This window comes from Pseudomonas sp. C9D1 (assembly GCF_056491235.1).
On record NZ_JBSZIE010000002.1, the window covers coordinates 2,598,684 to 2,609,575 of the forward strand.

At 60.5% G+C, this 10,892-nt stretch carries 13 protein-coding genes; 9 read left to right on the forward strand and 4 right to left on the reverse strand.

Annotation, left to right across the window (positions count from 1 at the left end; all coding sequences use genetic code 11):
* The first annotated feature begins 293 nt into the window (after window positions 1-293).
* The 4 genes from ACXI0U_RS20215 to ACXI0U_RS20230 all read left to right on the forward strand — a co-directional run bounded on the left by ACXI0U_RS20215 (window position 294) and on the right by ACXI0U_RS20230 (window position 2,153).
* Entirely contained in the window at window positions 294-563 is a 270-nt protein-coding gene (locus ACXI0U_RS20215; RefSeq protein ID WP_431482751.1) for an XRE family transcriptional regulator, read from the forward strand.
* A 47-nt stretch (window positions 564-610) separates the two neighbouring features.
* Window positions 611-1,309 carry a hypothetical protein gene (locus ACXI0U_RS20220; RefSeq protein WP_431482752.1) on the forward strand — a complete coding sequence of 233 codons (699 nt, stop codon included), beginning with the start codon at window positions 611-613 and terminating at the stop codon, window positions 1,307-1,309.
* Between the two features lie 155 nt (window positions 1,310-1,464).
* Window positions 1,465-1,746, forward strand: coding sequence for a helix-turn-helix domain-containing protein (locus ACXI0U_RS20225; RefSeq protein WP_431482753.1), 282 nt, complete (start codon window positions 1,465-1,467; stop codon window positions 1,744-1,746).
* A complete protein-coding gene (locus ACXI0U_RS20230; RefSeq protein WP_431482754.1) occupies window positions 1,743-2,153 on the forward strand; it encodes an ankyrin repeat domain-containing protein in 411 nt (136 codons plus the stop codon). The genes ACXI0U_RS20225 and ACXI0U_RS20230 overlap by 4 nt, the downstream gene beginning before the upstream one ends.
* Here the strand turns inward: ACXI0U_RS20230 and ACXI0U_RS20235 are convergent.
* Complete coding sequence (locus ACXI0U_RS20235; RefSeq protein WP_431482755.1) at window positions 2,136-2,558, reverse strand: hypothetical protein; 423 nt, start codon at window positions 2,556-2,558, stop codon at window positions 2,136-2,138. The two genes, ACXI0U_RS20230 and ACXI0U_RS20235, sit on opposite strands and share 18 nt — an antisense overlap.
* A gap of 188 nt (window positions 2,559-2,746) precedes the next feature.
* On the opposite strand from ACXI0U_RS20235, the gene ACXI0U_RS20240 reads away from it, so the two are divergent.
* The gene (locus ACXI0U_RS20240) at window positions 2,747-4,177 is read left to right on the forward strand and encodes a hypothetical protein (RefSeq protein ID WP_431482756.1); all 1,431 of its coding nucleotides are present in this window, start codon (window positions 2,747-2,749) and stop codon (window positions 4,175-4,177) included.
* Between the two features lie 121 nt (window positions 4,178-4,298).
* On the opposite strand, the gene ycaC is transcribed toward ACXI0U_RS20240, so the two are convergent.
* A complete protein-coding gene (ycaC, locus tag ACXI0U_RS20245) occupies window positions 4,299-4,928 on the reverse strand; it encodes an isochorismate family cysteine hydrolase YcaC (protein WP_265168064.1) in 630 nt (209 codons plus the stop codon).
* 223 nt (window positions 4,929-5,151) lie between these two features.
* Entirely contained in the window at window positions 5,152-6,111 is a 960-nt protein-coding gene (locus ACXI0U_RS20250) for a quinone oxidoreductase family protein (protein ID WP_479550748.1), read from the reverse strand.
* 295 nt (window positions 6,112-6,406) lie between these two features.
* Here ACXI0U_RS20250 and ACXI0U_RS20255 point away from each other — a divergent pair, with 295 nt between their 5' ends.
* The 3 genes from ACXI0U_RS20255 to ACXI0U_RS20265 all read left to right on the forward strand — a co-directional run bounded on the left by ACXI0U_RS20255 (window position 6,407) and on the right by ACXI0U_RS20265 (window position 8,840).
* Window positions 6,407-7,210, forward strand: a complete 804-nt coding sequence (locus ACXI0U_RS20255) for a winged helix-turn-helix domain-containing protein (RefSeq protein ID WP_479550749.1) — start codon at window positions 6,407-6,409, stop codon at window positions 7,208-7,210.
* On the forward strand, window positions 7,207-7,707 hold the full coding sequence (locus tag ACXI0U_RS20260) for a hypothetical protein (RefSeq protein WP_479550750.1): 501 nt from the start codon (window positions 7,207-7,209) through the stop codon (window positions 7,705-7,707). Before ACXI0U_RS20255 ends, ACXI0U_RS20260 begins: the two co-directional genes overlap by 4 nt.
* A 236-nt stretch (window positions 7,708-7,943) precedes the next feature.
* Complete coding sequence (locus tag ACXI0U_RS20265; RefSeq protein WP_479550751.1) at window positions 7,944-8,840, forward strand: LysR family transcriptional regulator; 897 nt, start codon at window positions 7,944-7,946, stop codon at window positions 8,838-8,840.
* A gap of 74 nt (window positions 8,841-8,914) precedes the next feature.
* Here ACXI0U_RS20265 and ACXI0U_RS20270 read toward each other — a convergent pair whose 3' ends face one another.
* A complete protein-coding gene (locus tag ACXI0U_RS20270) occupies window positions 8,915-9,547 on the reverse strand; it encodes a TetR family transcriptional regulator (RefSeq protein WP_021222359.1) in 633 nt (210 codons plus the stop codon).
* A 196-nt stretch (window positions 9,548-9,743) separates the two neighbouring features.
* Here ACXI0U_RS20270 and ACXI0U_RS20275 point away from each other — a divergent pair, with 196 nt between their 5' ends.
* Window positions 9,744-10,886, forward strand: a complete 1,143-nt coding sequence (locus ACXI0U_RS20275; RefSeq protein ID WP_031288879.1) for an efflux RND transporter periplasmic adaptor subunit — start codon at window positions 9,744-9,746, stop codon at window positions 10,884-10,886.
* Window positions 10,887-10,892: the final 6 nt, after the last annotated feature.

The window sequence follows — 10,892 nt, forward strand, 5'->3', positions numbered from 1 at the left end:
AACTTAGCCAATTGAGCGATACCGAACACAGTCGCTGGCTCAATGTGAGCAAAGGGGCTGTGCGTGTTAGTACAGAGGAGATCGATGTGCTTGTGAGCGCTTTCCCTCAGTACGCGCTTTGGATTGCGAGTGGGAAAATTCTTCCGGAAGGAGGGCAAACCAGTCCGGACTTCGATGAGAAGAGCTCAAATTGAACTTAATCCCACTTCAAACCTGGATAAAGTCCATTTGACTCAGGCCTGGTTAGAGTTAAACGACGTGAGTCATTTAGCCCCAGTCAATGAACAAAAAGGATGATCAAAGAGCGCGTTCTCACCATCCTGTCGTGGTCGGAAATCAGGCTCCCGAAGCTTGAGGAATTGACCGGCATCAGCCGCTACACCTGGAGCAACCTCAAGAATCCCTCCAAGAACAGAGAGATCAAGGAGGAGGAGATCCTGGCAATCGCCAAGGTCTACCCCCAGTTCCGCTGGTGGCTCCTGACAGGCGAGGTGATGCCTGAGGTAGGGCAGATCAGCCCAGACGACCCTGTCTCGAGCGAGCAAAGCAACGAGACTGAATAGCAAACAGCGAGTGCCCGCAGGCACCCGACATTGACAGGGAGTGGTCAATGAAAGCCGATAGAAACGACGCCCCGCGCTATCTCCATCGCAAACGAACAGCAGAAGCCGGCAAATGGCTTGCTGCAGGAGTCATCGGAACCAGCGTCGCGTTGAGCCTGCTCTACCTGGCGGGCGTCAATCTCCCCCTCCTGCAAGACCCGAAGCCCGCCGCACAGGCTCAGCAACAGCACTATGAACAGTCCTCGCTGCCGCCCTTCGTAGACACCGATCCAACGCAACCAAAGGCCGAAGACATGTTCTGGGCCAACGTCAAAAAACAGGAGCAGCAAACCCACGCTCGGCAGACCGACTTCAACGACCACAACTACACGCCACGCCAGCCCGACAATGTGGTGAGCATGGAAGGGGTCAGGCAATCAATCGCCTACGAACAGAACGCGCAACCCTCAACGACACGCCGCCGAAGTGTGGAAAGCGATAGCCACTGGGTCGACAAATGGAGCGGCGGCGGCCAGTACCTCGCCCACTGGAACGTCGTGAATAACTACATCGATGGCAGCAGCGTCTGCGGTAACCACAAGCGTGGTTCGATTGACTATCGGGAATGCCGAAAAGGTGCCAAGCAGTATTTCAAGCAGGCGTGCAGAAAGTGGGAGAGCCGCTATCAGAGCGACCGAGAGGCCAGGAGTGATTGGCTGAAACAGCGGTACTGTTCGGCGGCAAGCAGCTTTAGTCCAATGGGATGAGGGCCATGAAAAGCAAACCTGACTCTCTGCCTCTGGCGTGCCCCTGATGTGCCCATGTCTCTGCTGCATCACCTCCAGCCCATCATGAGTAACCCATTCCGGGATAAGCCTGAAATGGGTTTATTCAAACCACCGGCCCTCGTTCCGGTGACCCCATGAAAACCATCAACTCTCCGCCCTACCAACGCCTGCTCGAATTGCTCATCGCAGCGCGTAATGAGTCGGGTATGACCCAACAGCAACTGTCAGAGAAGCTGCTGCGTCCTCAGTCCTACGTATCCAAATACGAGCGCGGTGAAAGACGGCTCGATGTGGTCGAGTTCCTGCTGGTCGTGCAGAGCCTCGATGCGGAGCCCTTTGCGCTTTTACGGGAAATTCAGCCTCTGCTCAAGCAGCTCGGCAGGAGCCCGGAAATAAATATCGGAGGTGATCAATGACGAGAAGCGTTGAGCAGATATTCGATGAAGTGAAAACCGTACCTGACTGGTTCGAGCGCTCCATTTCCTCCGTCCACGACAGAAATGGCTACCGCGATACACCTCTGCACATCGTCGCCAACTGGGGCGACTGCGAGGCGATAAAGACGCTCATCGAAGCCGGCGCCGATATCAACGCCAAGGGAGAAGCCGGTTTGACGCCGCTGCATTGCGCCGTCGAGCAAGAGAGGCCCGAGGCTATCGTGTTGCTTCTGGCTCTTGGTGCCGAAATCATCCCCGACTCAGATGGCTATACGCCCGTGCAGCTGGCTGAACTGCTGGGGCACAACGAGTTAATCAAGCTCTTCAAAAACCCGACGAACCAGACCAGCCTGCACGAGGCTCCCAAGTCATCCGGCACTCGATAGCATCAACAGCAGTTCGCTGATACTTCTTCGGAGTTCCAGATCAGAAGAGTTCTGTGCTGCATCGTCTGCCTGAATCGCGAACGTCATGGCCTGGGAGGTATCGCCCAGCTCCAGATGGGCCTCGGCCATCGCCAGGCAGATTGACGATACGTACTCATCAAGCCTAGCAATACGTGCCTTGCGCAACGCACGTTCATAGAACCGGATGGCTATCGCTCGATCAGCGGTGAAGTCCCCCAAGGTTTCCCACTGGAAGGGATGTTCATCTCCCTCTTGCTCACTGAGCTCACAGAGGCTTTCGAGCCTTCGATGGGCATCCCACTCAGTTCGTCTGTCGCCAGCATGCGATGCATTGACGATATCCAGTACAATCTCGTGAACCGCTTCATGGAGCTTAGGTTTCATAGAAAATCAACTCGAGCACTCACAAGTGGAAAGGTAGCCACGCTTCCGTAAGTAGATATCGAACTCAATCCTATAGAGTAAAATGCCAGCATATCGCTGCTGACCTTCTTCCAATTATTATCCACGTAGCTTAGGTCCCGCACCTGGGCCATCACCACCGAACATGGAAAACACCTAAGGATGCAACATTGAAAGGAATTCTACTTACCCTTCTAGCCCTGTTGGGTTCGTCTCTCATCTGTAGCGCCACGCAAGCTGAAGTCATTGCATTTGACATTGAGCAAGGACAGCAGAGCTGGGCCTTCCTGCTGCGAGGCCATGGCCAGGTTTCAGTGGAGAATGGTTCGGCAAAAGCCACACTCACTGAGCTGAATATCACAAACAATAAAAAGCACAAAAGCCGCAAATGGATTGACTATATAAAGGTAGGCTTGGCCAGCCGAAAACCCGACGGCAGTTGGGAGATTGCTCAAAATGGCACTCCGATAATGGTCAATAAAATACTGGAGCCTGGTGAGCGTTTCATATTCAAGGGAGACGCAACGGTATCCTACTCAGGCTCACTTGATAGCCTCAAGCGGTACTGGGTCGTGATCACCCTTGGTACTAATGACGGCGCAACTATTTATGCGCATGCACCAAAGAATGTATTCGGCGAGGAAGTCGAGGCTACGCAGGTTATACCGAATGAATTGCAGATGAGAGAAATTCTCGGGATGCAGGCAGTTCATGAGTTCAACAACGAGCAGTTCGAGCGCATGAGTGAATACACTCGTACTCTTCTCACTACAGGGCAGCGGACTACAAGCGGTATCTGGCACCTGACCGCTTACGACGCAGGGCTGATAGAAAGCGTTATCAACTACCGCCAAACAGATGAGAGCTGGTCGAGATATGAAGATATTGGTAAACGCTGGATTGATACCAACCCAGACTCTGCAGCTGCTTACGTCACTTACGCCAAAATTCTGATCTACAGAGCTTGGGCATATAGAAACACTAAAAGCGGCCCTGAGTTTCTGAAGAAAATACTTTTCGAGTACTATTTGAACAAAGCAGAGTCGCTGCTGAGCGATAATAAGGCAATCGCGTCTGCTGACCCGCGCTGGTACGAAGCGATGTTTCTCATTGCCACAGCTGAGAGGTGGGATCAGAAAAAATTCAGCCAACTGGAAGATGAGGGTTATCGCAAATTCCCTTACTACTATCAGATGTACTTTGTCGCGTTCGACTACTACTCTCCAACGTGGGGTGGGAGCCATGAACAAATAGAGAAATTTGCCCAAAAAGCTGTCACCTATACTGCACAGAACGACGGCCGAGGCATGTATGCACGCGTGTACTGGTATGCCTCCCAGCGTTATTACGGCAGCAAGCTGTTTACGAAATCAAAGGTCGTATGGAGTCGGATGAGCAGCGCCATTGACGATGTGCTCAGCCAGTACCCAGATCAGTGGAACATCAACAACTTCGCTTATTTCTCCTGCCTCTCCGGCGACGTCGACAAGACGCGCTATTTGATATCACAAATAAAACCTGAACCCATGAGAGAGGTCTGGGGTAAAGAAGGATTGTTTGATCGCTGCAGCGCTTGGGCAAATGACAAGCGGGTCAACTGATGCTTTCTAAGGTGACAATACAGGCACCTTGAAAATAGCAATCGCAGAATACAATAACCGAGGAAACAAAGGCGGGAGCCGTCGGGCTCCCGCTCTTCATTTCAATCCCTCTTTCACCCCATCACTTATTGCCAGTCAACGCCGCATAGCTGGTCATCAGGTTGCGGTAGTCCGGGATGTGGTTGGAGCACAGGGCGGCCAGGCCTTCCACGTCGTTGCGCCAGTCGCGGTGCAGTTCGCAGGCCACGCCGAACCAGTTCATAAGCTGCGCGCCGGCCTGGCTCATGCGATTCCACGCCGCGTTGCGGGTCATCTCGTTGAAGGTGCCGGAGGCGTCGGTCACCACGAACACCTCGAAGCCTTCCTCCAGGGCGGAGAGGGCCGGGAAGGCCACGCAGACCTCGGTCACCACGCCGGCGATGATCAGCTGCTTCTTGCCGGTGGCCTTGATCGCCTTGACGAAGTCTTCGTTATCCCAGGCGTTGATCTGGCCGGGGCGGGCGATGTAGGGCGCATCCGGGAACAGCTCTTTCAGCTCGGGGACCAGCGGGCCGTTGGGGCCGGTTTCGAAGCTGGTGGTGAGGATGGTCGGCAGCTTGAAGAACTTGGCGAGGTCAGCCAGGGCCAGGACGTTGTTCTTGAACTTGTCCGGCTCGATGTCGCGAACCAGGGAGAGCAGGCCGGCCTGGTGGTCCACCAGCAGGACGGCGGCGTTGTCTTTGTCGAGACGGTTGTAAGTGAAATTGGTCATGGTGCGTTCCTCGCTTTTCGATGTTTGGGTGCCGGTTCGGCGCTGGTTTCTTTCGCTTCGCTGCAGTGGCTGACTGCATGCGGGAAAGATTAAATTCGGCACCCTTTCACCGCCAGACTGCAAAAATTAGCTCTAGCGTTCTATTCAAGGAACGATAAAGACACACGCATGGGGGAGAACGGGCCGGCAGTGGTTGCTGGCCCGGGAGGGCTCTAGGCCCGGATCAGAGGGTGAACACCAACCGCGACGCCGTGGCCCGGTTCCAGGCAGACTCCACCTCGGCCAGCGGCTCCGCCTCGGCGTCGATGGTCAGGCCCGCAGCAGGTACTGCGGCGAGCAATTGACCGACCACCCGCACCAGCCCGGCGTTGGAGAGGCTGCCCAGGCCGCTGCCCATCAGTTCCAGGCCCGAGCTGCGCAATACGGCGCCGGGGAAGTCGATGCTGTTGCCGGAGATCGAGCCGATCTGCACGAAGCGCACGCGCGGCTCGGCCTCGCGGCTGCCGTGGCCGGATGCAGCGGCGAGGAAGGTGGCGGCCGAGGCGCCCCAGAGGTAGTCGAGCACCACGTTGGCGCCATTGCCCTGGATTACCTCGCGGAAGCGCGCCTTCAGCTCGTCCGCCGGCAGGTCCAGCGGGATGGCCGCATCGGCGCCGAGGCCGTCCAGGGTGCGCAGGCTGTCGGCGTTGCGCCCGGTGACGGTGATGCGACCAGCGCCGAGGTGACGGGCCACCTGGATCGCCAGGCGCCCGGAGGCACCGGTGGCGCCGTTGATCAGCACGCTCTCGCCGGGCTGGAAATGCGCCCGGTCGATCAGCGCCGCCCAGGACGACATGCCGGGGTTGGCGATGGCCGCTGCGGTGACGTCCTCCACCCCATCGGGCACTTCAACCAGGTTCGCTGCAGGCACCACGCTGTACTCGCCCATCGCGCCGTAAAGCGGGCGCGGGAAGGCGAAGTACACCCGCCGCCCATCCTCCAGCTCCCCGACCCCGTCCACGCCCGGCACCAGCGGCAGCACCTTGCCGCTGCTGTAGTGCCGGCCGGAGGCCTGCGCCTTCACCAGTTGGCTCAACGCTGCTGCACGGACCCGCACCCGAACTTCCCCCTCGCCCGCCTCGGGGGTGGCGAAATCGGCGTAGCGCGGTGCTTGGTTGAAGTCATGGACGACGGCGGCCTTCATGGCGGGCTCCGGAGCGGGTTGGAAAACCGGAATGCTACCCCTCACCCGCCATCGATGGCACGCAGGTCGTACGCCGAATATAAGCAGCGGTGCCCCTGAGAAAGGCCTCGTGTGCAACCTACCGGGCCAAGAACTTTCAACAGGTTTGGCGCAAATTCCTCCTACGCCAAAACAGCAGTCCAGGCAGATCCGCCCCGCTTGGCTACCCCTATCCTCTCCCTGCTTTTCTCCCCGGGGTCAGCCTGCACGTATAGAGCGCGAGCCCGCCCCGCCACCAGGCGACAGGAGCCCCCCTATGCCGTACATGACCATCAGAACCGGTCGAACGAATCGCTACGCCCGGTTCTACCCCTCGCGATTCCAGTTGGACCTGTACGGGAATGGCGCGGAGGAGCGCATCGACCTCGGGGTTTCCGGCAGCCGCGTGCTCGAACTGCTGCTCAACGCGCCCGGCAAGGTGGTGCCGCGCGAAGCGCTGCTCAACCATGCCTGGTCGGATCGCATCGCCAGCCAGGGCAGCCTCACCCAGCAGATCGACACACTGCGCCAGGTGCTCGCGGACGAGACGCAGCACGAAATCATCCAGACGCTGCCACGGCGCGGTTACAGGTTCAATCCACTATTCCTGATCAGCACCGCGAGCAGCATTGCGACCAGTGACACGCAGGAAGAACGACTCCTGCCGATAGCTGCCACGCCACCCTGTGCCACCGGGGGCAAGCCGACGCCAGACTGGACCCGACCCTGGCTGATAGCCCTGTGCTCCCCCATCGCCATAGGGCTCTGTATCACCGGGCTGTTGTGCTTCCAGCTCTCCGAGCAGCGGCTTCATACCCAGGACATGCAACTGGGAACGCTGACCATCACCTACCTCGATGAGCGCGAAGAGGCGCTCCGCGAACTGGTCCGCGACACGGCCGTGCTCAACCCGCGCCTGCAATCGTTGGTCAGCGCTTCCACTCACTTGCTGGTGTTTCGCAGCGCCGACTTCTACGAGATCGTCTGTCTGCACGACGGGCGCAGCGCCAGTTGGTTGATGGTGCAACGCAACATCGTGGACTCGGTCCCCGAGGCCCAATTGGCGAGGTGCCTGCAATGACGCTTCAGCGTCTTCGCCAGCGGCCCCGCCGCCATTTGCTGGTGCTGCTCTCGGTGCTGGCCTCGGGCCTGGCGCCAGCTTCGCTGTGGTATGGCACGCACTCGACCCAGATGATCGACGGCCAGTACGCCGCCAACGGCCAGGTGGTGCTCGAAAATGGCCAGGTGCTGGACATCGTCCACTGGACCCTCTTCCGCGACGGCCGCTTCTATACGATGACCCGCTACGGACGCAGCCTGCTGGAAACATCCGGGCGGGTGGAGCGCGACCTCATCGGCCGCCTCAGCCTGCTGGTCGAGAGTGGCGGCCCCACCGATGCCCTGCAGACCAGCGGCAACGATGACGAGGTGATGCTCAACCTGCTCTACAGCAACCAACGCGGTTCACGAATCCGCATGGAGCCCCTGGGTGATTGCTTCTGGGCCGTGGAAACACGGCACATCTTCTGCCCGCAGAAGAGCCGGGGGCCCTTCAGGCGCGCCAACGAAGCCCTGTAGAAACGAAGGCCCAACTACCGGCTAATCGGGATACGAATACCTAGTTCTCTCAGCCTCGGCCAACTGGGCTGTCTCCTCAAAAAGCACGATCTGCAGGCAAGCACCGCAGGGGCCAAGCAGCAGTTCGCGATCATGCCTGCGGGTGTCATGCGCAGGCTCTATCGGCCTACAATTCCCCGCAGAAAAAAGCGCTATCCGCCCTTCGGCCTTGCTTGCCGATCACGAATGAGGCCGCCATGAAAGCCACCTCCGATGAGCTCCAGCATTTCGTCAGCGTCGTCGAGTGCGGCTCCATCAGCGCCGCCGCCGAGCACCTGGGGCTGACGCCGTCAGCGGTGAGCCGCACCCTGTCGCGCCTGGAAGAGAAGCTGGCCACCACCCTGCTGAACCGCACCACGCGGCGCATGGAGCTGACCGAGGAAGGGCGCTTCTGTTTCAACAGCGCCAAGGAGATCCTCCAGCAGATGGAGGCCCTGGAAGAGCGCCTGGCCCTGCGCCAGCAGAAGCCCGCCGGGCGCCTGCGCATCAACGCCGCCTCGCCGTTCATGTTGCATGCGGTGGTGCCGCATATCGGCGACTTCCGCGAGCTGTACCCGGATATCCAGCTGGAGCTGAACACCAACGACCAGATCATCGACCTGCTGGAGCACCGCACCGACCTGGCCATCCGCATCGGCCCGCTGAGCGACTCCACACTGCACGCGCGGCCCCTGGGCGCCAGCCGCCTGCACTTGGTAGCGAGCCCGGATTACCTGGAGCGCCACGGCATGCCCGACAGTGTGGAGGCCCTCAAGGCCCATCGCCTGCTGGGCTTCACCCAACCGGAAAGCCTCAACCAGTGGCCGGTGCGCCATGTCTGCGGCAACCAGCTTTCGGTGCAGCCGAACCTGCGTGCCTCCAGCGGTGAGACCCTGCGCCAGCTGGCCCTGGCCGGCCAGGGCATCACCTGCCTGGCGAGCTTCATGACCGACCAGGACCTGGCCGAGGGCCGCCTGGTGGCGGTGCTGGCCGAGCACATGAGCGACTACCGCCAGCCGATCCATGCGGTGTACTACCGCAACTCGCAGCTGGCCCTGCGCATCCAGTGTTTTCTCGACTTCATCCAGGCGCGCCTGACCGGCGCCCGGGCCTAGCACAGATCCACCCGCCTTTGGGACGCGGCTCCCGGGGCGCGAAAGCCATGAACCCCGGGTCTGTCAGACCCTTCTCAGCCGCGCAGCGCGACGCTGCCGCGCAGCATGTCCAGCAGTGCGTCCACCAGTTGCTCGGCCTGTTCGGCCAGGGGGAAGCGCCCGGGCGCCAACAGCCAGTGGGCCTGGAGGCCGTCGATATAGGCATGCAGCGTGACTGCGGCGCGGGTGCAGTCGAGCCCCTCGGGGAGCTGCCCCCTGGCCACCGCGTTGGCGAGGGCGCGGGCAATGCGTTGGTCACATTCCAGGCTGAAACTCTGCATCTTCTGCCGCAGGTCGCCCAGTTCGTCGGTGAACTCGCATTTGTGCTGGAGTATCTCGCTGATGCGCCGGCTGCGCGGGTCCAGCTCCACCCGCTTGAGCAGGCGCACCAGCAGTTGGCGCATGCGGCCCAAGGGGTCGGGCTCGTCCTCGCTCTCGCTGGCGCGGGCCAGCTCCTCGAGCGGGGTGCGCAGGCGTTCGTGCATGGCCTGGAAGACGTCGACCTTGTTCTGGAAGTGCCAGTAGATGGCCCCGCGGGAGACACCCGCCCGGGCGGCGATATCCGCCAGGGAGGTACGTGAGACGCCCTTGTCGTAGAACACCTGTTCGGCGGCATCCAGGATCTGGACACGGGTCGCTTCGGCTTCTTCTTTGGTTCGTCTGGCCATGCAGGTGACTCTGAGAGTGGGGACAGCAGCGAAAGAACGCCTCACCCTCGACACATTATCTGACAGAGAGATGAGAAGATTCGTTTACAAACGTTCACGTACGTAAGTATATTCGTTAGCTGACTAAACAATCCACCCACGCTCCCTGCGTGGGTATCGCCCGCCCGGGCAAACGTATCGAACGAGGTCTTTTCAGATGCAGAAGAAGCCAGCCTTCGCAGCTATGGTTTCCGCCGTCGCTCTGGCTACGCTCACACTCGCCGGCTGCAAGGAGGCCTCCGCGCCGCCGCCCGCGCAGACACCTCAAGTGGGCATCGTCACCCTGAAATCCGAGCCCTTCACGCTCACCGCCGAGCTGCCGGGCCGCACCACCGCGTTCCGCATTGCCGAAGTTCGCCCGCAAGTGGACGGCATCATCCAGAAGCGCCTGTTCAAGGAAGGCTCGGAAGTGAAGGCCGGCCAGCAGCTCTACCAGATCGACCAATCCGTGTACCAGGCGACCTTCAAGAGCGCCGAGGCGACCCTCGCCTCCAGCCGCTCCCTGGCCGACCGCTACAAGGATCTGGTGACCGACCAGGCCGTCAGCCGCCAGGCCTATGACGAAGCCCAGGCCGCGCGCCTGCAAGCCGAAGCCGCCCTGGAGAAAGCCCGCATCGACCTGCGCTACACCAAGGTGCTGGCACCGATCTCCGGCCGCATCGGTCGCTCCAGCGTCACCGAGGGCGCCCTGGTGAACAACGGCCAGGCCTCCGCCATGGCGACCATCCAGCAGCTCGACCCGATCTACGTCGACGTCACCCAGCCGACCAAGGACCTGCTGCGCCTGCGCCGCGACCTGGAGAGCGGCCAGCTGCAGAAGGCCGGCGACAACGCCGCCAAGGTCAAGCTGATGCTGGAAGATGGCAGCGAGTACGGCCACGAAGGCACCCTGGAGTTCTCCGAGGTGTCGGTGGACGAAGGCACCGGCTCGGTAACCCTGCGCGCCGTGTTCCCCAACCCCGACCACGACCTGCTGCCCGGCATGTTCGTGCACGCGCAGCTGAGCTCGGGCGTGAACCAGCAGGCCATCCTCGCGCCGCAGCAAGGCGTGACCCGTGACCTCAAGGGCCAGGCCACCGCGCTGGTGGTCAACGCCGAGAACAAGGTGGAGCTGCGCCAGCTGGAAGCGGACCGTACCGTCGGCGATCGCTGGCTGGTGACCAAGGGCCTCAACCCGGGTGACAAGCTGATCACCGAAGGGCTGCAGTTCGTCCGCCCCGGCGCCGAAGTGAAGACCGCCCCCGCGACCAACGTCGCCGAATCGAAGTCGGTGGATCCCGACCTGGCGAAAAGCCAATAAGGAGCG